The organism is Micromonospora orduensis, assembly GCF_006228125.1.
In the GTDB taxonomy this organism is placed as follows: Bacteria; Actinomycetota; Actinomycetes; order Mycobacteriales; family Micromonosporaceae; genus Micromonospora; species Micromonospora orduensis.
In genome coordinates, this window is record NZ_VDFY01000203.1 from 18,724 (window position 1) to 41,317 (window position 22,594).

Annotated in this window: 20 protein-coding genes and 1 pseudogene; 16 read left to right on the forward strand and 5 right to left on the reverse strand. The window is 73.5% G+C overall.

The window, feature by feature from the left end:
* The first annotated feature begins 4 nt into the window (after positions 1-4).
* Together FHG89_RS23355 and FHG89_RS23360 are read left to right on the forward strand one after the other, a co-directional pair.
* Complete coding sequence (locus FHG89_RS23355; protein WP_139586551.1) at positions 5-1,594, forward strand: asparagine synthetase B family protein; 1,590 nt, start codon at positions 5-7, stop codon at positions 1,592-1,594.
* A 69-nt stretch (positions 1,595-1,663) separates the two neighbouring features.
* Positions 1,664-2,140: a DUF1203 domain-containing protein gene (locus tag FHG89_RS23360; protein WP_139586552.1), complete on the forward strand. Its 477-nt coding sequence runs from the start codon at positions 1,664-1,666 to the stop codon at positions 2,138-2,140.
* 9 nt (positions 2,141-2,149) lie between these two features.
* Here the strand turns inward: FHG89_RS23360 and FHG89_RS23365 are convergent, their stop codons facing one another.
* Entirely contained in the window at positions 2,150-3,361 is a 1,212-nt protein-coding gene (locus FHG89_RS23365) for an ArsB/NhaD family transporter (protein WP_139586553.1), read from the reverse strand.
* 157 nt (positions 3,362-3,518) lie between these two features.
* Here FHG89_RS23365 and FHG89_RS23370 point away from each other — a divergent pair, with 157 nt between their 5' ends.
* The 3 genes from FHG89_RS23370 to FHG89_RS23380 all read left to right on the forward strand — a co-directional run bounded on the left by FHG89_RS23370 (position 3,519) and on the right by FHG89_RS23380 (position 8,023).
* Positions 3,519-4,730, forward strand: a complete 1,212-nt coding sequence (locus FHG89_RS23370; RefSeq protein WP_139586554.1) for a sensor histidine kinase — start codon at positions 3,519-3,521, stop codon at positions 4,728-4,730.
* Positions 4,727-5,392, forward strand: coding sequence for a response regulator (locus FHG89_RS23375; RefSeq protein ID WP_139586555.1), 666 nt, complete (start codon positions 4,727-4,729; stop codon positions 5,390-5,392). The genes FHG89_RS23370 and FHG89_RS23375 overlap by 4 nt, the downstream gene beginning before the upstream one ends.
* Positions 5,393-5,539: 147 nt before the next feature.
* A complete protein-coding gene (locus tag FHG89_RS23380; RefSeq protein ID WP_139586556.1) occupies positions 5,540-8,023 on the forward strand; it encodes an ABC transporter permease in 2,484 nt (827 codons plus the stop codon).
* Between the two features lie 134 nt (positions 8,024-8,157).
* Here FHG89_RS23380 and FHG89_RS23385 read toward each other — a convergent pair whose 3' ends face one another.
* Both FHG89_RS23385 and FHG89_RS23390 read right to left on the reverse strand, forming a co-directional pair.
* On the reverse strand, positions 8,158-9,420 hold the full coding sequence (locus tag FHG89_RS23385; RefSeq protein WP_139586557.1) for a nucleotide sugar dehydrogenase: 1,263 nt from the start codon (positions 9,418-9,420) through the stop codon (positions 8,158-8,160).
* A 114-nt stretch (positions 9,421-9,534) separates the two neighbouring features.
* Entirely contained in the window at positions 9,535-10,893 is a 1,359-nt protein-coding gene (locus tag FHG89_RS23390) for a serine/threonine-protein kinase (RefSeq protein WP_139586558.1), read from the reverse strand.
* Between the two features lie 513 nt (positions 10,894-11,406).
* Between FHG89_RS23390 and FHG89_RS23395 the strand changes: the two genes are divergently transcribed.
* The 10 genes from FHG89_RS23395 (at position 11,407) to FHG89_RS23440 (ending at position 19,116) form a co-directional block, all read left to right on the forward strand.
* Positions 11,407-12,075 (forward strand): RNA polymerase sigma factor, encoded by a 669-nt coding sequence (locus FHG89_RS23395; RefSeq protein ID WP_139586559.1) that lies wholly within the window; start codon positions 11,407-11,409, stop codon positions 12,073-12,075.
* A 16-nt stretch (positions 12,076-12,091) separates the two neighbouring features.
* Positions 12,092-12,877 carry a hypothetical protein gene (locus tag FHG89_RS23400; protein WP_139586560.1) on the forward strand — a complete coding sequence of 262 codons (786 nt, stop codon included), beginning with the start codon at positions 12,092-12,094 and terminating at the stop codon, positions 12,875-12,877.
* A gap of 144 nt (positions 12,878-13,021) precedes the next feature.
* Positions 13,022-14,257 (forward strand): ergothioneine biosynthesis glutamate--cysteine ligase EgtA, encoded by a 1,236-nt coding sequence (gene egtA, locus FHG89_RS23405; RefSeq protein WP_139586561.1) that lies wholly within the window; start codon positions 13,022-13,024, stop codon positions 14,255-14,257.
* Positions 14,254-15,594: an ergothioneine biosynthesis protein EgtB gene (gene egtB / locus FHG89_RS23410; RefSeq protein ID WP_139586562.1), complete on the forward strand. Its 1,341-nt coding sequence runs from the start codon at positions 14,254-14,256 to the stop codon at positions 15,592-15,594. Before egtA ends, egtB begins: the two co-directional genes overlap by 4 nt.
* A gap of 28 nt (positions 15,595-15,622) precedes the next feature.
* Positions 15,623-16,369 carry an ergothioneine biosynthesis protein EgtC gene (gene egtC / locus FHG89_RS23415; protein WP_139586563.1) on the forward strand — a complete coding sequence of 249 codons (747 nt, stop codon included), beginning with the start codon at positions 15,623-15,625 and terminating at the stop codon, positions 16,367-16,369.
* A gap of 51 nt (positions 16,370-16,420) precedes the next feature.
* Positions 16,421-17,386 carry an L-histidine N(alpha)-methyltransferase gene (egtD, locus tag FHG89_RS23420; protein ID WP_139586564.1) on the forward strand — a complete coding sequence of 322 codons (966 nt, stop codon included), beginning with the start codon at positions 16,421-16,423 and terminating at the stop codon, positions 17,384-17,386.
* A 217-nt stretch (positions 17,387-17,603) separates the two neighbouring features.
* On the forward strand, positions 17,604-18,191 hold the full coding sequence (locus tag FHG89_RS23425; RefSeq protein ID WP_139586565.1) for a TMEM165/GDT1 family protein: 588 nt from the start codon (positions 17,604-17,606) through the stop codon (positions 18,189-18,191).
* A gap of 39 nt (positions 18,192-18,230) precedes the next feature.
* Positions 18,231-18,593 (forward strand): DUF1622 domain-containing protein, encoded by a 363-nt coding sequence (locus FHG89_RS23430; RefSeq protein WP_139586566.1) that lies wholly within the window; start codon positions 18,231-18,233, stop codon positions 18,591-18,593.
* Positions 18,590-18,922, forward strand: coding sequence for a hypothetical protein (locus tag FHG89_RS23435; RefSeq protein WP_139586567.1), 333 nt, complete (start codon positions 18,590-18,592; stop codon positions 18,920-18,922). The genes FHG89_RS23430 and FHG89_RS23435 overlap by 4 nt, the downstream gene beginning before the upstream one ends.
* Positions 18,919-19,116, forward strand: coding sequence for a hypothetical protein (locus tag FHG89_RS23440; RefSeq protein WP_139586568.1), 198 nt, complete (start codon positions 18,919-18,921; stop codon positions 19,114-19,116). The genes FHG89_RS23435 and FHG89_RS23440 overlap by 4 nt, the downstream gene beginning before the upstream one ends.
* Before the next feature lie 56 nt (positions 19,117-19,172).
* Here FHG89_RS23440 and FHG89_RS23445 read toward each other — a convergent pair.
* Positions 19,173-20,187 (reverse strand): annotated as a pseudogene (locus FHG89_RS23445) (Na+/H+ antiporter NhaA).
* 334 nt (positions 20,188-20,521) lie between these two features.
* On the opposite strand from FHG89_RS23445, the gene FHG89_RS23450 reads away from it, so the two are divergent.
* Positions 20,522-21,982, forward strand: coding sequence for a tyrosine-protein kinase domain-containing protein (locus tag FHG89_RS23450; protein WP_139586569.1), 1,461 nt, complete (start codon positions 20,522-20,524; stop codon positions 21,980-21,982).
* On the opposite strand, the gene FHG89_RS23455 is transcribed toward FHG89_RS23450, so the two are convergent.
* Positions 21,963-22,517, reverse strand: coding sequence for an arsenate reductase/protein-tyrosine-phosphatase family protein (locus FHG89_RS23455; RefSeq protein ID WP_139586570.1), 555 nt, complete (start codon positions 22,515-22,517; stop codon positions 21,963-21,965). The two genes, FHG89_RS23450 and FHG89_RS23455, sit on opposite strands and share 20 nt — an antisense overlap.
* Between the last annotated feature and the right edge of the window lie 77 nt (positions 22,518-22,594).

Here is a 22,594-nt window from a genome sequence, read left to right on the forward strand (position 1 = left end):
GCCGATGTGCGGCATCGCGTTGAGCATCGGCCCCGAGGCCGACCCGGCGACGTTCCGGCGGATGCTCGCCGCCCTCGCACCCCGTGGCGAGGTCACCGAGACCCGGGCCGAGAACGGTCTGCTCGCCGGCACCCGCCGGCTGCGGGTCGTCGACCGGGACCGGGCGGTGCAGCCGTGGACCTCCACCGACGAGCGCTTGCTGCTCTGCTTCAACGGCGAGATCTTCAACCACCGGGAGCTGCGGACGCAGCTCACCCGGCTCGGGCAGGTCTTCCGCACCGAGAGCGACACCGAGGTGCTACTCGCCGCCTTCCAGCAGTGGGGTGAGGCGGCGGTCACGCGACTGCGCGGCGAGTACGCCTTCGCCGTCGTCGAACGCGCCACCGGCCGGGTCTACCTGGCGCGCGATCCGCTCGGGGTGAAGCCGCTGTACTGGTCCCGCCGGCCCGGCTGCCTGCACCTTGCCTCCGAGGTCAAGGCGCTCGTCGGGCACCGCGCCCCGATCAGCGAGGTGCCGCCCGGGCACCACGGGTGGGCGGAGACCGACGGACACGTGCGGCTGCGGCCGTACGTCGACCTGCTCACCATCGGCGAGGGCCTGCCGGTCATCGACGACCCGGACGAGGCCGCCCTGCTCGTCCGTGCCGCGCTGAGCGACGCCATCCGCATGCGGGTGGACACCGACCTCACCGTCGGTGTGGTCCTCTCCGGTGGGCTGGACAGCTCGCTGACCCTGCGCCAGGTACGGGACCTCCACCCGGACTGCGTGGCGGTGACCATCGGTGTGCCGGACAGCCCCGACGTGGCGTACGCGAGGCGGCTCGCCGCCGACCTCGACGTGCCGCATGTGGTGGTCGAGTTGCGGCCGCGCGACATCCGGCTCGCCGACGTGCGCGAGGCCATCCGCATCTCGGAGCTGACCGAGTACGGCGACATCATCAACGCGGTGGTCTCGGTGCCGATCTTCCGGCGGTTGGGGCAGCTGGGCATCAAGGTGGTGCTCACCGGCGACGGCTCCGACGAGCTGTTCGGCGGGTACCCGATGTACCACCAGGTCGGCCCGACCGAAGCCCGGCGGTTGTTCCTGCACCGGATCCGCAACCTGTGCCGCACCGAGCTGCAGCGGGTCGACCGGGCCGCCATGGGTCACAGGGTGGAGGCGCGGGTGCCGTTCCTCGACCTCAGCGTCGTGGAGCTGGCGATGCGGCTGCCGCTGGGGCTGAAACTGCGCCACGGTCAGGAGAAGTGGATCGTCCGGCGGGCGTTCGCCGACGTGCTGCCGGACTACATCCTGCGGCGGCCGAAACACCCCATGTCGTACTCGTCGGGGCTGCACGAGCGGGTGCGGCTGTACAAGCCGCTCTTCGCCCGGCTGCACCGCGCGTTCGGCTACGACCTGCTGGAACCGGTGCGCCGCGACTTCGACACCGTGCTCAGCCGGTGCGGCAACGACCTGGACCGGGCCATCGCCGACGGGTTGAGCCGCCCCGACTACACCGTCCTGGAGCACGCCCGCGACCTGGTCGGGGCCGCGAAGTGGAACGCCGCGCCGATGGTCCGCCGGCTGGTCGGCCCGCGCCCCGCGCGTCGCTGACGCCGGGCCGGCCACCGCCAGGTCCGATCGCCGCCAGCGTCCGCGCCGTCACCGGGCCAGGCTGGGCGGATGACGAACAGCACGACGTTCCGCGTCCACACCCTGCCGGCCGCGGCGCTGGACACCATTCGACGGACCGGCCGCGACGACGCCGGCCAGCGGGTCGAGGCGCTGCCGGCCGGTGGTGGAGAGCCCCTGCGCTGCTGCCTGCGCGACGCCGAGCAGGGCGAGGAGCTGCTGCTCTTCGGGTACGCGCCGCCGGGCGCCGCCGGCCCGTACCGGGAGATCGGCCCGGTGTTCGCGCACGCCGCCACCTGCGCGGGTCCCGACGCGGCGTACGGCCACCCACCGGCGTGGCGGGGGCGCCCCCAGGTCCTGCGGGCGTACGACCGGCAGGGCCGGATCTGCGGCGGACGGCTGCACGACGGCACGGACCCGGAGTCGGTGATCGCCGAGCTGTTCGCCGACCCGGCGGTGTGTCAGCTGCACAGCCGCAACGTGGTGTACGGGTGCTTCATGTTCGTCGTGCGCCGACCCGCCGACTGAGGTCGGCGCTCAGCTCACCAGCAGCAGCGCCCCGACCGCCGCCAGCGCGCCGGTGACCGCGAGCAGCGTGCTGGTCAGCACGAACCGGGTCACCGGCACCGTTACCCCGCCCGCCCGGCACCGCTCGAACCACAGCAGGGTGGCCAGCGACGCCCAGGGGGCGGCCAGCGGGCCGACGTTGGTGCCGATCAGCAGGGCCAGCAGGCGGGTGTGGTCGGCCACCGGCAGCACCGACTCGCCGGCCAGGTAGGCGGGCAGGTTGTTCACCGCGTTCGCGAGCAGCGCGCCGGTGCCGCCGGCCCGCAACGCGCCCAACGCTCCACCGTCGGCGCCGAGCAGGCCACCCACCAGGTCGTCCAGCCCGTGCCGGCCGAGGGTCTGCACCACCAGGAACAGGCCGACGACGAAGAGCAGCAGCCGTACCGGCACCAAGCCGGGACGCAGCGTGCCAGGGGAGCGGACCACGAAGCCGAGCAGCACCACCGCGAGCGCCACGCTGGAGGCCAGCCCGATCTCCACCCCGGCGAGGATGCCGGCGACGAAGAGCAGGCAGCCGCAGAGCGCGGTGCGGTGCAGCACCGGGTCGGCCGGGACATGCCGGGCCGGCGGGACGAAACGACCCCCGGCCGGCCGGTCGCGCCGCCACCAGCCGTACCAGAGCAACGCCATGGTGACCACCACGGCGGCGAGCTGCGGCAGCGCCATCCGCTGCGCGTACGCCAGGGGCGCCAGGCCGACCCGGTCCGCGGCGAGCAGGTTGGTCAGGTTGGACACCGGCAGCAGCAGGCTGGCGGTGTTGGCCAGCCAGACCGTGGTGACCGCCAGGGGGGCCGCCGGGACGCGCAGGGTGCGGGCCAGTGCGAGCAGCACCGGGGTGAGCAGCACGGCGGTGGTGTCGAGGTTGAGCACGAGGGTGGTCACCGTGGCCAGCCCGCCGCACAGCAGGAACAGCGCCACCCAGCTGCCCCGCGACGCGATGGCCAGCCGGCTGGCGAGCACGTCGAAGACACCGGCCGCGGCGGTCAGCTCGGCGAGCACGATCACGGTGCCGAGGAAGAGCAGCAGCGGCAGGATCCGGTGCAGGGTGGCGGTGGTCTCCGCGCGGGGCAGCAGCCCGCTCAGCGCACAGGCGGCCCCGACCACCGCGAGGGCGACCGCCACCAGGTCGAGCGGGTGCGGACGCCAGCGCACGGTGGGCTCGGGCGGGGCAGCGGTCTTCACGTCTGCCCACGTTGGCACAGCCTCGCGGTGGTCGGTGTCGCCGCCCCCGCGCGGGTGACCGGCCCCACCGGCGCGCCGCGTCGAACCCGCCGCCGGCGCGAAGCCACCCGACCGGACCGGGCACGCCGGGCCACGGGCCGCCCGGCACGTACGCTGGCTGATCGTGAGACGCACCATGTTCGGTCGCCCGCTGCGCGGCGTCGCCTTCGACGTGGCCGTCTCCGCCCTGGTGGCGCTCGTCAGCCTGACCGCGGCGGTGAACCAGCCGGGCGGCTGGGCGGCCACGCTGGTCGGTGTGGCGATGGCGGTGGCGCTGCTGTTCCGGCGTACCCACCCGGGCGCGGTGACAGTGGCCGTCGCGGCGCTGGCCCTGGTCCAGGTGGTCGCCCGGTGGGGTCCGCTCGTCTACGACGTCGCCGTCCTGATCACCCTCTACAGCGTGGTGAAGTACGGTCGGCGGCTGCGCGACGGCGTGCTCGCCGGTGGCGTCGCCGCCGTGGGCGTGCTGCTCGCCGCCGCACAGACCCCCGGCGTCGTCCAGTGGTGGGTGACCGCGCTGTGGTACGGGCTGGTCACCGGCGCGGTCTGGTTGGTCGCGCTGAACGTGCGCACCCGTCGGCTCTACGTGCTCAGCCTGGAGGAGCGGGCCACCACCCTGGAACGCGAGCGGGAGGCCGAGTCCCGCGCCGCGGTCGCCGAGGAACGCACCCGCATCGCCCGGGAGCTGCACGACGTGGTGGCGCACAGCATGGCCGTGATGATCGTGCAGGCTGACGGGGCGCGGTTCATGCTGGACCGCGACCCGGAGCAGGCCCGCACGGCGGTGAAGGTGGTCGCCGACACCGGCCGGCAGGCCCTGGAGGAGATGCGCCGGCTGGTCGGTGTCCTGCGCGACGCGGGCCCGACCGGCGCCGGGGACTCGGCGGTACCCGCCGAGCCGGAGCACCGCAGGCTGACCCTGGTCGACCTGGCCGACCTGCTGGCCCGGTTCCGCGACGCCGGGCTGAGCATCCGGCACACCGTCACCGGCGACGCGCCGGCTCTGCCGCCGGGGCTGGAGCTGACCGTCTACCGGGTGGTGCAGGAGGCGCTGACCAACGCGCTCAAGCACGCCGGCGTCGGCGCCCACGTCGACCTGGCCCTCGCGTACACCGCCGACGCCGTCGTGGTCCGGGCCGCCGACGACGGCCGCGGCCGCCCCGTGGTCAGCCCGGCACCGTCCGGCGGTCACGGTCTGCTCGGCATGCGCGAGCGGGTGACGGTGTACGACGGCAGCCTCACCGCCGGCCCCCGGACGGGCGGGGGCTGGCAACTCGAGGCACGGCTACCGCTACCGTCGGGTCCCGCAACGGAGGTGATCGCGGCATGACGATCCGCGTGGTGATCGTGGACGACCAGGCGCTGGTGCGCGCCGGGTTCCGGATGGTGCTGGACTCGCAGGCCGACCTGGAGGTGGTCGGGGAGGCCATCGACGGCGCGGACGCCCTGCGGGTGCTGGCCCGTACCGAGGCCGACGTGGTGGTGATGGACATCCGGATGCCGACCATGGACGGGGTGGAGGCCACCCGACGGCTCTGCGCCGACCGGCCCGCCGGTCCGCCCCGGGTGCTGGTGCTCACCACCTTCGACACCGAGGCGGACGCGTTCGCCGCCCTCCAGGCCGGGGCGAGCGGTTTCCTGCTCAAGAACGTCCCACCGGAGGAGCTGCTGGCCGCGATCCGGGTCGTCGCCCAGGGCGACTCGGTGGTGGCGCCGTCGATCACCCGGGCGCTGCTGGACCGGTTCGCCGGGCAGCTCGGCGCCGGCCCGACCGTCGACCCCCGGCTGGCGCAGCTCACCGAGCGGGAACGCGAGGTGCTGCTGCTCGTCGCGCAGGGGCTGTCCAACGCCGAGATCGCCGCCCGGGTGCACGTGGCCGAGGCGACCGTGAAGACCCACGTCGGCCGCATCCTGGCCAAGCTCCAGCTGCGCGACCGGGTCCAGGCGGTGGTGCTGGCGTACGAGAGCGGGCTGGTCACCCCCGGCGGATGAGCCCGCGTACGACCTGGGTCGTACCGGTCGGCGCGCGTACCGCGACCCGGGACGCACAGAGGTAGAGCGCGCAGGTGGAGATCGACTGACCGGTGCCGGCCATAGCGTCGGAGGGGTCCGATCCGCACCGCCTCCCGGGAGCCCCGCATGATCCGCCTGACCCTGCGCTCGCTGCGTGCCGAGGCGCTGCGCATGTTGCTCTCCGCGCTGGCCGTCGTGCTCGGTGTCGCGTTCATCGCGGGCACCCTGATCCTCGTGGACGGGATGCGCGCGGGGGCGTACGAGCGGGCCGGCGCCTTCGACAGGCACACCGACCTGGCCGTGTACGCCACTGGCACACGGCCGCTGCCCACCGCTTCGCTGGACCGGGTCCGGGGGGTCGACGGGGTGGCGGCCGCCGCGGGTGAGCTGACCGGCACCGGCGGTGTCGTGGGCGCCGACGGCCGGCCGGTGCTCGGCTACGCCGTGCTCGCCGCCATCCCGACCGAGGCCGCGCTGCGCTCGTACGACGTGGTTTCCGGACGGCTGCCCGACCGCGCCGGCGAGGTGGTGCTGGACGCCGACACGGTGGCCGAGGAGGGTTTCACCCTCGGCGCTCCGGTGCGGGTCGGCGGCACCGGTGGTCCGGCCCGCCCGTACACCCTGGTCGGCACCGTCGACGTGGCCGGCACGGCGCGCGACATCGGCGGGCCGTTCATCGGTCTGGTCGGGCCGGAGGCCCTCGCCGTGACCGGGGAGTCCGGCTACGGACGGATCATGGTGGCGGCGCGACCGGGTGTCCCGGCGGGCGCGCTCGCCGAACGGGTCCGTGCCGTGGCCGGCGTCGACACCACGGTGAAGGATCGCCAGCAGATCCTCGACGACGCCGTCGACGAGGCGGTCCGTGACCTGACCCAGTTCACCATGCTGCTGATGATCTTCGTGGCGGTCGCCGTGGTGGTGGCCGGTTTCGTGATCGCCAACACCTTCGCCATCGTGCTGGCGCAGCGCACCCGACGGACCGCCCTGCTGCGTCTGGTCGGTGCCACCCGCGGCCAGGTCTTCCGGTCGGCGCTGCTGGAGTCGGCGGTGCTCGGGGTGGTCGCCTCGGTGCTCGGGGTGCTGTTCGGGGTGGCCCTCGCCGGCGGGATGCGACTGCTGCTGATCCGCCTGGACGTGCCGGTCTCCGGTGGGCTGCGGGTGACCGGGTCGACAGTGGTGACCGCTCTGCTGCTGGGCACCGTCCTCACCGTGGGCGCCGCCCTGCTCCCGGCGTGGCGGGGGACGCGGGTCCCGCCGGTGGCCGCGTTGACCGACGCCGCCGTGCAGCCCGGCCAGGGAGCGGGTCGGCTCCGGCTGGCGCTCGGCGCGGTCGTGCTGGGCGCCGGCGTCGCCGCGCTGGCCGGTGCCGCCAGCGCCGGCCAACTGGTGCTGGTGGCCGCCGGCGGAGTACTGGCCTTCTTCGGGATCGTCCTGTTCGGACCGGTGCTCGTCCCGGCGATGGTCCGGGTGTTCGGCTGGCCGCTGCGGCGGCTGGTCGGGACGACCGCCACCCTCGCGGTGGCCAACGCGGTCCGCAACCCGCGCCGGATCGCCGCGACGGCCACCGCCCTGGTGATCGGAATCGGACTGGTGTCGGCGTTCGTGGTGGGCGCCCGCAGCACCAAGGACGGCATCGAACGCAGCGTGGACGCCGAGATCGGCACCGACTTCGTGGTCACCGGGATCGGACAGGATCTCCCCGCCGCGCTCACCGGCGAGCTGGCCGCCCGCCCCGAGTTGGGTGTGGTGCACGAACAGCGCAGCGCGGTCACCGCCGGCATCGAGGTCCGCGCCGCCCACCCGGCGCTTGTCGGCCGGAGCATCACCGGCGTGCTCTCCGGCGACGCGACCCGGCTCGGACCGGGGCGGGTGCTGGTACACCGGGAGTTGGCGCGGGCCAACGGCTGGACGGTCGGCTCACCGGTCACGGTCAAGGGGCGGGGGTTCCAGGTGGCCGCCGTGGTGACCGACGACAGACCGACCATGGTCGCCAGCGACGCGCCGGCCGGGCACGTCATCGACATGGCCGACGCGGACTTCGTCGCGCTCTTCCCCGACCGGCGTGGCTTCCTGGCCGAGATCGACCCCGCCGCCGGCGTCGACGCCGACCGGGCGCGGGACGCGATCGCACAGGTGCTGGCCGGCTACCCGACGGTCAACCTGATGGACCAGGGCGCGTACAAGAAGATGCTCACCGGCACTGTCGACATGCTGCTGGCGTTCGTCACCGCGCTGCTCGGCCTGGCCGTGGTGATCGCCCTGGTGGGCGTGGCGAACACGCTGAGCCTGTCGGTGGTCGAACGGACCCGGGAGAACGCGGTGCTGCGGGCGGTCGGCATGACCCGGGCGCGGATGCGGGCCATGCTCGCGGCGGAGGCCGTGCTGATGGCGCTTGTCGGCGCGGTGCTCGGGGTCGGGCTGGGCACCGGGGTCAGCGCCGCCGCGATGGCCCTGCTGGACCGGCTCGGCGGGGACTTCCACGTGGTGCTGCCGTTCGGCCAGCTCGGGCTGATCCTCGGCGTGTCGGTGCTGGCCGCCCTGCTCGCCTCGGTGCTGCCGGCCCGTCGGGCCCTGTCCCGGCCCGTCGTCGAGGCGCTCGCCGACCAGTGAGCCGGCAGGCGTGCCGCGTCGGGGACCGGGCCCCCTGCGTCGCGCCGGCGCGCCGCGTCCCACCGGGAGGGCGGACATCCGCCGGCCGGCCCCGCCGTCTTCCCCGGCGGCGGGACCGGCCAGCGGTGCCGGGTCTACAGGCGCTCGACCACCGGGCCGGAGCACCGGTTGCGGGTGTCGAAGACGTAGCGGGCGTGCTCGACCACCAGGTCGTAGTCGAAACTGTCGTGGTCGGTGACGACCACCACCGCGTCGGCGGCCCGCACCTCCCGCTCGGTCAAGCCGACCACGGTGACCCCGGCGGGAATGTGGTGCGCCTCGGCGTACGGCTCGACGGCGTGGACCTCGGCGCCGAGGTCCTGGAGCCGGCGGGCCACGTCGACCGCGGGGGAGTCCCGCATGTCACCTGTGTTCTTCTTGTACGCCAGACCGAGCAGCAGCAGTCGGGCGCCACTGACGGCGCGTCCGGTCCGGTTCAGCCCGGCCATGATCCGTTGGGTGACGTGCTCGGGCATCTCGTGGTTGACGTCGTTGGCCAGCTCGATGAACCGGAACTGCCGGCCGAGGCGGCGCTTGACCTGCCAGGACAGGTAGCACGGGTCGATCGGCAGGCAGTGCCCGCCGACGCCCGGGCCGGGCTTGAACGGCAGGAAACCGAACGGCTTCGTCTCGGCGGCCTCGATCGCCTGCCAGACGTCGATGTCCAACGGGTGCGAGAGCATCGTCAGCTCGTTGATCAGCGCGATGTTGACCTGTCGGAAGGTGTTCTCGATCAGCTTGGTCAGCTCGGCGACCTGGGTGGAATCCACCGGCACGGTGCGCTCCACCAGACGCCTGTAGAAGCCGTCCACCCGGGCCAGCGACGTCGGGTCCACGCCGGACACCACCTTCGGCGTGTTCTCCAGCCGCCAGGTCGGGTTGCCCGGGTCGATCCGCTCCGGGCTGTAGCCGAGGTGGAAGTCGCCGGGGCTGTGCAGCCCGCTGGCCGACTCCAGCAGCGGACGCAGCAGCTCCTCGGTGGTGCCCGGGTAGGTGGTGGACTCCAGGATCACCGTGCAGCCCGGCCGCACGTACGGGCCGATGCCCACGCCTGCCTGCTCGACGAAGCTCAGGTCTGGGGTGCCGTCGCGCAGCGGCGTCGGAACGGTGATGACGCAAACGTCGAAGCCCTCGGCGTCGGCGTAGTCGGAGCTGGGACGGTACCGGCCGCTGCCCAACGCCCGGCCCAGCCGGTCGGTGGGGATGTCCTCGACGAACGACTCGCCCGAGGCGAGCCGCTTGACCCGGTCGGTGTCGACGTCGAGGCCGATCACGTCCAGACCTGCCTCGACGGCGCGCATGGCCAGCGGCAGTCCGACGTACCCCTGGCCGATCACGACCAGCTTCTCAGCGCTCACCCGGGCTCCCGTGGCAGATGGTGGAAATGACCTGCTGCGAGCCTAGAGTGGGCTTCGGCGACGTAAGTCCGTTTTGGTGATATCGGTGCTGGTGGGGCCGTTCGGATCGCCCGTTCAGCCGTTCGTCGGGCCCTCCGGGTCGGTCACCGGCGGTGTGGTCGGGGTCGACGGGCCAGTCGTCGGGTCGCTCGGGGTGGCGGTCGTCGGACCGCCGGTCGGAGCCGAGGTGGTGGCCGTCGCCGTCGGTGTCGGCGCGGTGGTCGTCTGGCTCGGCTGGATGCTCGGCGTCGCGCTGCCCGAGGCCGACGGACTGGTCGAGGGGGCGTTCGGCCGGTTCGGGCGGGCCGAGTCCTCGGTGACCTGCTCGTTCCCGGCCGGCACGTCCACCTGACCGGTCGGTGCCACGGTCGGGGAGGTGGTGGGCAACTTGACCGCCGGGGCGTCCGCGTTCTTCGTCGCGCCCAGCGCGGCCACCAGCGCGGTGACCGCCACGAGCACTGTCGCCGCCGCGCCGACCAACGCGCCCCGCCGGCCGCGTCGACGACCCGCCGGGGCCACGGCCGCGCCGACCGGCACGTCGGTGCGGGTGCCCGGCCCGGCGTCCCGCAACGGAACGGACGACGCCATAGCGGTGGGCGGTTCGCCGCCGGTCACCGCGGTACGGGCCGCCTCGGCCATCGCCGCGCCACTGCTGAAACGGTCGAGGGGATCCTTGGCCAGCGCCCGCGAGACCAGGGCGCGGACCGCCTCCGGGATCTCGTGCGGCAGCTCCGGCGGCTCGTCGTCCAGGTGGCGTACGGCGACCTGGAGCGGGTTGTCGCCGGTGAACGGTGGACCGCCGGTGAGGCAGCAGTAGGCGACGGCGCCCAGGGCGTAGATGTCGGTGGCGCCGCTGACCGGTCGGCCGGCGGCCTGCTCCGGCGCCATGTAGAGGGCCGTGCCGGGCACCGCGTTGGTGCTGGTGATGCTCGTGACATTTGTGGAACGGGCCACGCCGAAGTCGACCAGGACGACAGTGCCGTCCTCCTGCACCAGCAGGTTGCTCGGCTTGACGTCGCGGTGCACGATGCCGCCGCGGTGCGCCGCGTTCAGCGCGTGGGCCGCCTGCGCCACGATCGACATCGTCTCGGAGACGTCGAGCCGGCCGGCCGCCTCGATCCGCTTGGACAGCGGCTCGCCGTCGACGAACTCCATGACCAGGTAGTCGGCCCGACCGCCGTCGGGCAGGTCGTCCTCGCCGCAGTCGTACACCTGCACGATGCCCGGGTGCCGCAGCGCCGCCATGATCCGCGCCTCGGCCCGGAAGCGGGCGATGAAGTCGGGGTCGGAGACCAGCGCCGGCAGCAGGACCTTGACCGCGACCTGCCGGCCCAGGACCAGGTCCGAGGCGCGCCAGACGTCGCCCATGCCGCCGGTGGCGACACGTTCGTCCAGGCGGTATCGCCCGCTGAGCACGACCTCCGATGACAACACAGCATTACCGTACCTAGAGTGGCGCGGAACGGCGCGCTGTGGGCGTCTGGCCGGACGGCCCGTCCCGCCGGTTCCGCTGGTGTGACCTGCGGGGCAATCGCCGCTCCGTGAGGGGCCGGTCGCCCGGCGTCACGAAGGTCGACGGATGTCCGCTGGTCTCTTGTCGAGGAATGCTCATGCTCGACCGCGCGCACGGGGAGCGTCCGCCGGCCGCCGGCTGTTACGGCGACGCGCCGATCCGGCGGTTGGATAATTGTCACTCTTCCGTGACGCGGTGCCGACTTGTCGCCCGGTGGGTCCGCTCCTAGCGTTAGCGCGGCTCGGGCTCCGCCCGGCGGCCACGGCGGGTCACCCGTCGGGAGCCGACCGTCGTCGCGCTGGCCCCAGACCCCGGCCGAGACGACCTCGGTCGTGGCATGACCAGAATCGGTGAAGGGCGGTACGGGTGCGGATGCTGGTCGGGCCAGCACGTCGCGCCTCACCGGCCGCGGCGTGGCGATCCGCGGGCCACCGATGACCGCCGAACTGACCGACGCGGTGACCGCGGCGCAGGCTGGAGACGAGGACGCGTTCCGCTTCCTCTACCGCAGCCTTCAGCCCGGGCTGCTGCGCTATCTGACCGCCCTGGTGGGTGGGGACGCCGAGGACGTCGCGTCGGAGACCTGGTTGCAGATCTCCCGTGACCTGCCCAGCTTCACCGGCGGCGAGTTCCGGGCCTGGACCGTCACGATCGCCCGTAACCGGGCGATGGACCACCTGCGCAAGCTGCGCCGTCGACCGTCGCTGCCGGTGCCCGTGCAGGCGCTCGCCGACCTGGCCAGCGACGCGGACACCGCCGAGCGGGCCGGGGAGACGATCGGCACCGAGGCGGCGTTGGCGTTGATCGCCACCCTGCCGCCCCGGGAGGCGGAGGCCGTCCTGCTTCGGGCGGTGATCGGCCTGGACGCGGAATCCGCCGGTCAGGTGCTCGGTCGCCGCGCCGGCGCCGTGCGGACCGCCGCCCACCGGGGCCTGCGCCGTCTCGCGGCCCTCCTGGAACGCCCGGATCCGGCCGTCGCCGGTGTCGGATCGCCCGCCGGTGTCGATGACGCGGTGTCGGCGGTCGACGACGGGACGATCGCGCGGCCGCCCCGTCCGCGCGGTCTGTCAGGTCGGACACACGCCGAGTCGGCGGATGGCTGACGTGAGGGGATTCCGGATGAACCCGAACCGGCCGGACCGGCGGGCCGACCGTGCCGAGACCGAACGGCTGCTCGACGCGGCCCGCGCCGCCGCGCCCGCCGAGCCGCCGACGCCGGAGCACGCGCTCCCGGCCACCCCCGAACCGCTGGCCCGCCGCCTCGCCGCCGCTGCCGCCCCGGCCCGGCCCGGGGAGCTGGCCGGTGAGCAGGAGGCACTGGCCGCGTTCCGGGCCGCACGGGCCAACCCGCAGCCCGCCGTGTCCCGCCGGTCACGGCGGCACCGGCTGACCACCGGCGCGGTGGCCTGGATCGGCGCGCTTGCGGCCACGGCCACGGCGGGCGTCGCCTTCGCCGCCGTCACCCTCGACCAGCCACCCGACCCGTCGCCGCCGGCGCCGAGCAGCCCGCGGCCCAGCCCCACCGACGCCGGGGCGAGCCCTTCCGGCGACCGCGGCGCCGAGCCCGGTCGGGCAACCTCCGGCACACCGTCGACCACCGGCGCCACCCCGTCCGAGGCGGTACCCGCCGGTCAACTGCACGGGCTGTGTCGTGCCTGGCAGGCCAAGAAGCCCGACCAGCGGGAGAAGGCGCTGCGCACGCCCGGCTTCCAGGAGCTGGTGACCGCCGCCGGTGGGGCGGCCCAGGTCGGGCCGTACTGCCAGGAGCTGGTGCCCGAGGCGACGCCGACCCCGACCGCCACGCCGGTGCCGCCCCCGACGCCGGCGAAGCCGAAGTCGAAGCAGTCAGAGTCGGCGAAGGCCAGGCCGTCGGACCCACCGACGGAGCACCCCGTCCGGGACTGACGATCGCGGTTGTTCCGCCCTGCGGCCGGAAATTCGTCTGTTAGACAGAGGTTGGTGACGCCGCGGACGCCCCGACACTGTCGGTGGTCGGGTTTACGGTGGCACCGTGTCCCGAAGTCGGCACACGGAGAGGGGGCACTACCGTTGGTGACGTCACCCGAGCTGGACCGCAGCGCGATTCTGCGTGAGTCCGCCGCCGCAGTGCGGCATCTCGCCCGGATCTGCTTCAAGACCGGCCCACCCACTCACACCGGCGTCGAACTGGAATGGACCGTGCATGACGCCGCCGATCCCGCCAGACCTGTCGCTCCGACGCGGCTGAGGGCGGCGCTCGGGCGGCACAGCCCCGTCACCCTGGACGCGACCAGCTCGGCCGAGCCGCTGCGACACGGCGGCACGGTGACGCTGGAGCCGGGTGGCCAACTGGAGATCTCCACCCCGCCGCGTTCCTCGACCGCCGCGCTGATCGAGGCCACCGAAGCCGACATCGCCCAGGTCACCGACCTGCTGGCCGCTGCTGGTCTGATCCTCGGCCGCAGCGGCATCGACCCGCACCGACGGCCCCGCCCGGTGCTGGAAACTCCCCGCTACCGCGCCATGCGGGGCGCCTTCGACAGGCGTGGTCCGGCCGGCCGGACCATGATGTACAGCACCGCCGGTCTTCAGGTCTGCCTCGACGCCGGCGAACCGGACCAGGTCGCCGCGCGGTGGGCAGCGGCCCACGCGGTCGGCCCACCGCTGCTCGCGGCCTTCGCGTCCGCCACCCGGCACGCCGGACGGCGCACCGGGTGGGCCTCGGCCCGGATGGCGGCGTGGCTGGCCATCGACCCGTCGCGCACCCGACCGGTCTGGACGGCCGCGAACGCCCACGAGGACCCGACCGACACCTGGGTGCGGTACGCGCTCGCGGCGCCGCTGCTCTGCCTGCGCCGGCACGGCCCGGACTGGGCCGCCCCGCCCGGCGTGACCTTCGCCGACTGGCTCGACGGGGCGTTGCCCCACCCACCCACCACCGACGACCTCGACTACCACGTCAGCACGCTGTTCCCGCCGGTGCGTCCCCGCGGCTACCTCGAATTGCGGTACCTGGACGCCCAGCCGGGCCGGGACTGGCGGCTTCCGCTGGCGGTGCTGACCGCCCTGTTCGCCGACCCGGGCACGGTGCGTGACGCGTACACGATCGCCGCTCCGGTGGCGCACCGCTGGTCAGCGGCCGCCCGGCACGGGCTCGCCGACGGGGCGCTGGCCGCCGCCGCCTCGGCGCTGCTCGACCTGGCCCTGACCAGGCTGTCGCTGCTGGACCTGCCTACCGACATCCACGACGACATCGCACGAGGCGTTCGGCGGCGGCTGACCGCCGCGGAGAGGGGAGACCGGTGACCGCGAGCACGACGACGGGACACACCGACGGGGAGCGGCTGCGCGACCGGATCGCGGCGGAGCTGGCACGGGCCCGATCCCGCAGCACGCTGCTGACCGAGGTGGTCGACGACGCCGACCTGATGCGCCAGCACTCGCCGCTGATGTCGCCGCTGGTCTGGGACCTGGCGCACGTCGGCAACCAGGAGGAGCTGTGGTTGGTGCGGGACGTCGGGGGCCGCGAGCCGGTCCGGTGCGACATCGACGAGTTGTACGACGCGTTCAAACAGCCCCGCCGCGACCGACCCGCACTGCCCCTGCTGCCGCCCGCGGAGGCCCGCGCCTATCTGGGCACCGTTCGGGACAAGGTGCATGACCTGCTCGACACGGTGCGGTTCACCGAGCGTCCGTTGGTGGCCGACGGGTTCGCCTTCGGCATGATCGTCCAGCACGAGCAGCAGCACGACGAGACGATGCTCGCCACCCACCAGCTGCGCGTCGGGCCGGCGGTGCTGCACGCCCCGGCGCCACCGGAGCCGTCCGCCTCCGCCGGCGGGGAGGTGCTGGTGCCGGCCGGCGAGTTCACCATGGGCACCGACACCGACCCGTGGGCCCTGGACAACGAACGTCCCGCGCACCGCGTCGACCTGCCCGCGTACGTCATCGACGCGGCCCCGGTCACCAACGGGCAGTACGAGGCGTTCATCGCCGACGGCGGCTACACCGACCCGCGCTGGTGGAGCCCGGCCGGCTGGGCGCACCGGGTCCGGGAGCGGCTCGACGCGCCGATGCACTGGCAGCGCGACGGCGACGGCTGGTCGTACCGGCGGTTCGGCCGGTGGGACCGGGTCCGCGCGGACGAGCCGGTGGTGCACGTGTGCTTCTACGAGGCGCAGGCGTACGCGGCGTGGGCCGGCAAGCGACTGCCGACGGAGGCGGAGTGGGAGAAGGCGGCCCGGTGGGATCCGGCGACGGGGCGGTCCCGCCGCTACCCGTGGGGCGACGACGACCCGACCGCCGCGCACGCCAACCTCGACCAACGCCACCTGCGGCCGGCTCCCGTGGGCGCGTACCCGGCGGGCGCCTCGCCGCTGGGCGTGCACCAGCTGATCGGCGACGTCTGGGAGTGGACGTCGACGGCCTTTCGGGGGCATCCCGGCTTCACCGCCTTCCCCTACCGGGAGTATTCGGAGGTCTTCTTCGGCGACGACTACCGGGTGCTGCGTGGCGGCTCGTTCGGCACGGACCGGTCGGCCTGCCGGGGCACCTTCCGCAACTGGGACTATCCGATCCGCCGGCAGATCTTCAGCGGTTTCCGGTGTGCCCGGGACGCCGGCCCGGACGAGTCGCGCCGGTGACGCGACGCGCGGCGGGCGGGTGGCGCTGATGTGCCGCCACCTGGCCTATCTGGGGCCACCGGTCACCCTGGCCGAGCTGCTGTTCGAGCCCGCGTACTCGCTGGTGCGCCAGTCCTGGGCGCCACGTGACATGCGCGGCGGCGGCACGATCAACGCCGACGGTTTCGGTGTGGGCTGGTATCCGGGTGACGGCGAGCCGGTGCGCTACCGGCGGGCCCAGCCGATCTGGAGCGATCCGACGATCGCGGACCTCGCGGCGGTGACCCGCTCCGGCGCGGTTCTCGCCGCGGTGCGGTCGGCCACCGTCGGGATGGCGGTGCTCGACGGAGCCGCCGCGCCGTTCGCTGAGGGCCGGTGGCTGTTCAGCCACAACGGTGTGATCCGTGGCTGGCCGGACGCGGTGGTGCCGCTCGCCGCCACGCTGCCCGTACGCGACCTGCTGACCCTGGACGCCGCCACCGACTCGGCCCTGCTGTGGGCGCTGGTGCGGCATCGGCTGCGGGCCGGCGAGGACGCGGCGCGGGCGGTCGCCGAGACGGTGGCCGACGTGGCCGCGGCCGCGCCGGGGTCCCGGTTGAACCTGCTGCTCACCGACGGGCGGTCGGTGGTGGCCAGCGTGGCCGGGCACGCGTTGTCGGTGCGCGCGGCGCGCGGCTCGGTGCTGCTCGCCTCCGAGCCACACGACGACGCCCCGGGGTGGCGACCGGTGCCCGAGGGGCAGCTGGTCACCGCCACGGCGGACGAGGTGCGGGTACGCCCACTGCCGATCCGGTGAGGTGATACCGGTCGGGCACGCGAGTGTTGACTGAACAGAGAGGCAGGGCCGATGACGGCGGAACCGTTGGAGATCTACCTTGAGCAGCAGGACGTGGAGCGTGGCCTGCGTCAGGACGTCCGGACCGGGTTGACCGCCGAGCCGAAGTGGCTGCCGCCGAAGTGGTTCTACGACTCTCGGGGCAGTGAGCTGTTCGAGGAGATCACCCGTCTGCCCGAGTACTACCCGACCCGGGCCGAGCGGGCGGTGCTGGCGCGACACGCCCCCGACATCGCGGCGTTGACCGGCGCCAAGACCCTTATCGAGTTGGGTTCCGGCTCGTCGGAGAAGACCCGTCTGTTGTTGGACGCGTTCACCCGCCGGGGCGGGCTGGGCACGTTCGTCCCGCTCGACGTGTCGGTGAGCGCGCTGCTGGGGTCCACCGCGCGGATCGCGGCCGACTACCCGGGCCTGCGGGTGCGGGGCATCGTCGGGGACTTCACCCGGCAGCTCGACCGGTTGCCGACCGGCGGCCGTCGCTTGGTGGTGTTCCTCGGCGGCACGATCGGCAACCTGTTGCCGGCCGAGCGGGCCGAGTTCCTGGCCGCCATGCGCGCCGCGCTGGAGGTCGGGGACTGGCTACTGCTCGGCACCGACCTGGTGAAGGATCCGTCGGTGGTCGTGCCCGCGTACGACGACGCGGCCGGGGTGACGGCCGAGTTCAACCGCAACGTGCTGCGCGTGATCAACCGGGAGTTGGGGGCCGACTTCGACCCGGAGGCGTTCGCGCACGTCGCTCGCTGGGACTCCGAGCACGAGTGGATCGAGATGCGGTTGCGCGCCACGCGGCCGATGACCGTGCGGGTGCTGGACCTGACTGTCGAGTTCGCGGCGGGGGAGGAGTTGCGGACCGAGGTGTCGGCGAAGTTCCGTCCGGCGGGGATCGCCGCGGAGCTGGACACGGCGGGCTTCACCGCGACGGAGTTCTGGACCGACCCGGACGGGTTGTTCGGGGTGACGCTGGCGCGGGCCCGGTGAGTCGGCCCACCCGCCCGGCCGGTCATGGGAGTGATCCGATAGGCTGGTCGCGCGAAGGGGAGTAGCCCCCAATGTCGTGGTCGACATACTGGTGCGTTCCGCATCCGGCCACGCGGCCCCGGTTTTCCGGGGCGGGCGAGACCTTCGACTCAGGCTGTAGCAGCCGGGTCGAGGGCGCCCCTGTACCTCCTCCCGGTGTGAAGACGGGAAGGATGTCATGGAGGGATTTCTCGCCGCGCTGGTGGTCAGCTTCGGCGTCATCTTCGTCGCCGAACTGGGGGACAAGTCCCAGTTGATGGCGCTGACCTTCGCCACGCGGTTCAAGCCCATCCCGGTGTTGATCGGTATCACGGTCGCGACGGCGGTGGTGCACCTGGCGTCGGTCGCCATCGGTGTGGGTCTCGGGGCGGTGCTGCCCACCGACTGGATCTCTCTGGTGGCCGGTGTGGCGTTCCTCGGCTTCGGCGCGTGGACCCTGCGGGGGGACAAGCTCACCGAGGAGGAGAAGAGCAAAGCGGAGAAGACCAACAAGACGGCGCTGGTGGCCGTGTCGGTGGCGTTCTTCCTGGCCGAGTTGGGCGACAAGACGATGCTCGCCACGATCACCCTCGCCACCAAATACGGCTGGTTCGGCACCTGGCTGGGCTCCACCATCGGCATGGTGGCGGCGGACGCCCTCGCGATCATGGTCGGCCGGATGCTCGGCCGTCGCCTCCCGGAGAAGACCATCAGGTACGGCGCCGCGATCCTCTTCGCCATCTCCGGCCTCTGGCTGATCCTGGAGGCGGTGAAGGAGCTGACGTGAGCGCCGACTAGGCGCCCCGAGGGCGGGTAACGGCCCGGGGTGGAGCCGGCGGAGTTGCTGCGCCACGGCGACGAGGTGCTGGTCGCCGTGGTGGAGGTCGCCGGAGCTGTGGTGATCTTCGTGGGTGCCGTCTGGGCGGCGGTGCGGTTCGTGGTCGAGGGGCTGCGGCACCGCACCGCCGCCGTCTTCACTCCGATCCGGCTCACCCTGGGTCGCTTCCTGACCCTGGGTCTGGAGTTCCAGTTGGCGGCCGACGTGCTGCGGACCGCGGTGTCTCCGTCGTTCACCCAGATCGGCCAGTTGGCCGCCATCGCCACGATCCGGACGGCGCTCAACTACTTCCTCGGCCGGGAGATCCGTCAGGAGCAGCGGCAGGTGGCCGAGGGCGGGCGCCGGTCGTGACCGGCGCGCCGGCCCTGGCGGTCACCGCGCTGGCCCTCGTCACCGGTGTGGTGGTCGTGTTGAGCACCGGGGCTCCCCGGACCGCCATCCGGGTGCTGCTGGACCTGCTGGTCGCGGCCGGTCTGCTCCGGCTTGTCGGCCAGCCCGACTGGAACGGACTGGCCGGCGCCGCGGCGATCGTCGCGCTTCGCCAGCTGCTCTGGGCGGCGCTGGGCACCGCGCCGGCGTGGCCGCGTCGACAATCCCGGCCGCCCTGCGGCGGGGACGATCACCACCTACCGTTGGCGGTGAGAGGCGGAACCGGCGAAAGCGGGAGGACAACCACATGAGCAGGCACGACGAACCGAACGAGTACGGCTTCGCCGGCGGTGCCACCGCTCCCGAGCCGCAGCCCGGCGGGAAGCCCGACGAGCGGGACGTGGCCGAGGAGGTGGCGGTGCCCGGTGACGACCTCACCGGCCCGGCGGCCGAGGCGCTGTCCGAGGAGACCGAGGAGCACCGCCCCGCCGACCGGGGACGCTGACCGGCACGGACGGGTACGTCCAGGGAGCGCGGGTCGAGGTCGGTCCGCGCTCTCGGTCATCGGCCGCCCGGGCGCTGGTAGACGTCGGGCACGCCGTCGCCGTCGGCGTCCAACCGTTCCCGTTCGGCCACCCGGCGGTACGCGGTGTTGCGCCGCAGCAGCACGACGGCGGCCATCCCGGCGGAGATCACCGAGCCGGCCAGCACTGCGGTCTTCACCCGGCCGTCGGTGCGCGGCGAGGCCACCGGTGTCCGCCGGGCGCGCGGCCTTCGACGGCTCGCCGGCCGGGCGGCGGGCCAGGACCGGCACGGTGAAGCCGCGCAGGACGCCGGCCACGGTGGCGTGCACACCGGAGGCGTGCACCAGCGCCCAGGCGGCCACCGCGAGGGGGATCAGCGCCCACCACCAGGTACGCCCGCGACGTACCAGCAGCGCGAAGAGCCCGATCGGCGCCAGCGCGGCGAGCAGTGGTACGGGATGGAAGTCGGCGGTGTGGAAGACCGCGATGATGGTGATCGCGAACAGGTCGTCGACCACGGCGAGGGTGAGCAGGAAGGCGCGCAGGCCCTGGGGCAGGTGGGAGTTGACCACCGCGAGCACGGCCAGCGCGAAGGCGATGTCGGTGGCGGTGGGGATGGCCCAGCCACCTAGTCCCTCTCCGCCTCCGGCCGACACGTAGATCAGCGCGGGCAGCAGCATTCCGCCGAGGGAGGCCACCACCGGCAGGGCGGCCCGTCGCGGGTCGCGTAGTTCGCCGACGACGAATTCCCGCTTGAGTTCGAGCCCCACCACGAAGAAGAAGATGGCGAGCAGGCCGTCCGCGGCCCAGGTGGCCAGGGCCAGGTCGAGGTGCCAGCGTTCCCCGCCGGGCCAGGGCACCCAGTCGCCGAGCCGGACGTACGAGTCGGCCCAGGGGGAGTTCGCCCAGATCAGCGCGATGATGGCGCCGAGCAGGAGCAGGGCGCCGCCGACCGTCTCGGTGCGCAGTACGTCGGCCAGGTGCCGCGCCTCGGGTCAGGACGATCGGGAGAACAGCCGGAACCGGTCGGCGGGCGGGGTGCGGTCGGCCACGTGCGGGGCTCACCTCGGGTGTCGGGACGGCAGGGATCCCTTCGCCGACCAGACTTCCCGGCACACCGCTGTCGACCCTATCCGGGTGCGCGCGCCGCGGCGACCGCGGGCCGAACGGACACCGCCTGATCGGTTGGCGACTTTTCCCCGATGTCGCCGCTGCCGATTGGCCTTCTGTCGGGTTGGTCATGCGGGCGCACATCTCGTTGCCGAAAATACATAACTCCGGACATAAGCCGTATGAGCGGCTTTAATGGTTTCACGAGTTTAAGACGACCTTGGGGGTTTTCGTGAAGTTCTTTGGCGTAACCGGACCAGCACGGAGGCGCACCTGATGGACCTGCTCCGCCAATTGCGGCACGTACGTCGGCACTGGTGGCTCGTACTTGTCACGGTCATGGTCGCTCTGGGTCTCTCGGCGTTCCTGACCGTACGGGCCCAGCCCCGGTACGTCGCCTCGGTGACGTTCTTCGTCACCACCCCCAACCAGGGCGTCACCGACGCCTACCAGGGCGGGCTCTTCCTGCAGCAGCGCGTCAAGTCGTACGCCGACCTGCTCACCAGCGACCGGCTGGCGCAGAGCGTGGTGGCCGAGACTCCGGTCGGGCTCACCGCGGACGAGGTGCAGCGCCGGGTGAGCACCACCACCGAGGCCGGCACCGTCCTGCTGCGGGCGTCGATCACCGACACCGACCAGACCCGCGCCCTGCGGGTGACCGAGACCCTCGCCGCGAAGTTCGTCGACCTCGTCCAGAAGGTGGAGACGCCGCCCGAGGGCAAGGCCCCGATCAAGATCGAGGTGGTCAGCGGTCCACGGGTCAGCGCCAGCCCCGTCTCGCCCCAGCCGGTACGGAACCTCACCCTCGGGGGGCTGATCGGCCTGGTGCTCGGCGTCGGTCTGGCGATCCTGCGCGGAGTGGCCGACATCCGGCTGCGCGACGCCGCCGGCCTGCAACGGGCCACCGGCAGTCCGCTGCTCGGTGAGATCCCGTTCGAGAGCAGCGCCCGTACCTCGCCGCTGATCGTCGGCGACGCCGCGACCTCGGCGCGCGCCGAGGCGGTCCGCAAGCTGCGGACCAACCTGCGCTTCGTGGACGTGCACGAGCCGGCCCGGGTCATCGCCGTCACCAGCGCCCTGCAGGGCGAGGGCAAGACCACGCTCTCGTGCAACCTGGCCATCGCCCTCGCCGAGGCCGGCTGGCGGGTGCTGCTCGTCGACGCCGACCTGCGCCGACCCAAGGTCGACGAATACCTGGGCCTGGACGCCGGCGTCGGCCTGACCGACGTGCTGGTCGGCGACGTACAGGTCGGCGACGTGGTGCAGCGCTGGGGCGACAAGTCCCTGCTGGTGCTGCCCAGCGGCTCGGCCCCGCCGAACCCGAGCGAGCTGCTCGGCTCCAAGGCGATGGCCGATCTGCTGCTGGCGCTGCGGGAGTCGGCGGACATCGTGATCATCGACACCGCGCCGCTGCTCGCGGTGACCGACGGTGTGGTGGTGGCCGTGCAGGCCGACGGCGCGTTGCTGGTGAGCCAGCAGGGTCGCGCCTCGCGGACCCAGGTGGCCGCCGCGGCCCGTTCGCTGCACTCGGTCTCGGTGCGGCTGCTGGGCTGTGTGCTGAACATGGCCAAGGTGGCCAAGGCCGAGGCGTACCAGTACGAGGCCTACCGGGTGGTCGCGTCGACGGCCACGCCGTCGGTGCCGACCGACCGGGCCACCGCGGCCAAGCACAGCGAGAGCAACGGGGTCAACGGCGTCAGCGACCGCACCCAGGAGCTCACCCGGCTGCCCCGATGAGCACGGCGAGGGGTCGCAGCGACCGTTCGATCTCCTCGGCGCAGCGTCGGAAGTCGGCGGCGGTGCCGCCGATCGGGTCCCGGAGGTCATCCGCGTCGGGGGCGGCGGGTTGCAGCCGCCCCCGGGCGCGGGCGGCGGCGGCGATCGCGGCTCCCAGCGGGTCGTCGGCCGGCTCGGTGGCCGGCTCGGCCGCCGCGGCCAACCGGCCGAACTGGAGCATCGTGAACGTCCGGTGCAGCGCCGCCGGCGCCAGCGAGGTGCAGACCGAGCGCTGGCGCCGGGTCGCGGTCAGCACCAGCGTCGCGTCGGCCAGGTACTCGGCCCGCAGCGTCCTGCTCCGGAAGTCCGCCGGGGCCGCGCCGCTCTCGGCCGCGACCTCCATGGCGTACGGATGCATTGTCATCCCGTCCATCGCGTCGGTGCCGGCGCTGGCCACCGTGACCGGCTGGTCGGCGAGCAGTCGGCGGGCCAGGTACTCGGCCATCGGTGATCGGCACAGGTTGGCGTGGCAGACGAACAGCACGCGGTCGGCCATCGGTGTCCCTTCCGTCGGTGCGGACCCGGCTGACCGCACCGCGAGCGCGGTGCGTCGACGCCGGTGGCCGCGCGGGG

Coding starts and splice junctions, on each gene's coding strand:
- FHG89_RS23360 (WP_139586552.1), top strand. CDS start 1,664: ATGACGAACAGCACGACGTTCCGCGTCCACACCCTGCCGGCCGCGGCG.
- egtC (WP_139586563.1), top strand. CDS start 15,623: ATGTGCCGCCACCTGGCCTATCTGGGGCCACCGGTCACCCTGGCCGAG.
- FHG89_RS23380 (WP_139586556.1), top strand. CDS start 5,540: ATGATCCGCCTGACCCTGCGCTCGCTGCGTGCCGAGGCGCTGCGCATG.
- FHG89_RS23400 (WP_139586560.1), top strand. CDS start 12,092: ATGAACCCGAACCGGCCGGACCGGCGGGCCGACCGTGCCGAGACCGAA.
- FHG89_RS23425 (WP_139586565.1), top strand. CDS start 17,604: ATGGAGGGATTTCTCGCCGCGCTGGTGGTCAGCTTCGGCGTCATCTTC.
- FHG89_RS23355 (WP_139586551.1), top strand. CDS start 5: ATGTGCGGCATCGCGTTGAGCATCGGCCCCGAGGCCGACCCGGCGACG.
- FHG89_RS23450 (WP_139586569.1), top strand. CDS start 20,522: ATGGACCTGCTCCGCCAATTGCGGCACGTACGTCGGCACTGGTGGCTC.
- FHG89_RS23395 (WP_139586559.1), top strand. CDS start 11,407: ATGACCGCCGAACTGACCGACGCGGTGACCGCGGCGCAGGCTGGAGAC.
- egtD (WP_139586564.1), top strand. CDS start 16,421: ATGACGGCGGAACCGTTGGAGATCTACCTTGAGCAGCAGGACGTGGAG.
- FHG89_RS23440 (WP_139586568.1), top strand. CDS start 18,919: ATGAGCAGGCACGACGAACCGAACGAGTACGGCTTCGCCGGCGGTGCC.
- FHG89_RS23375 (WP_139586555.1), top strand. CDS start 4,727: ATGACGATCCGCGTGGTGATCGTGGACGACCAGGCGCTGGTGCGCGCC.
- FHG89_RS23455 (WP_139586570.1), bottom strand. CDS start 22,517: ATGGCCGACCGCGTGCTGTTCGTCTGCCACGCCAACCTGTGCCGATCA.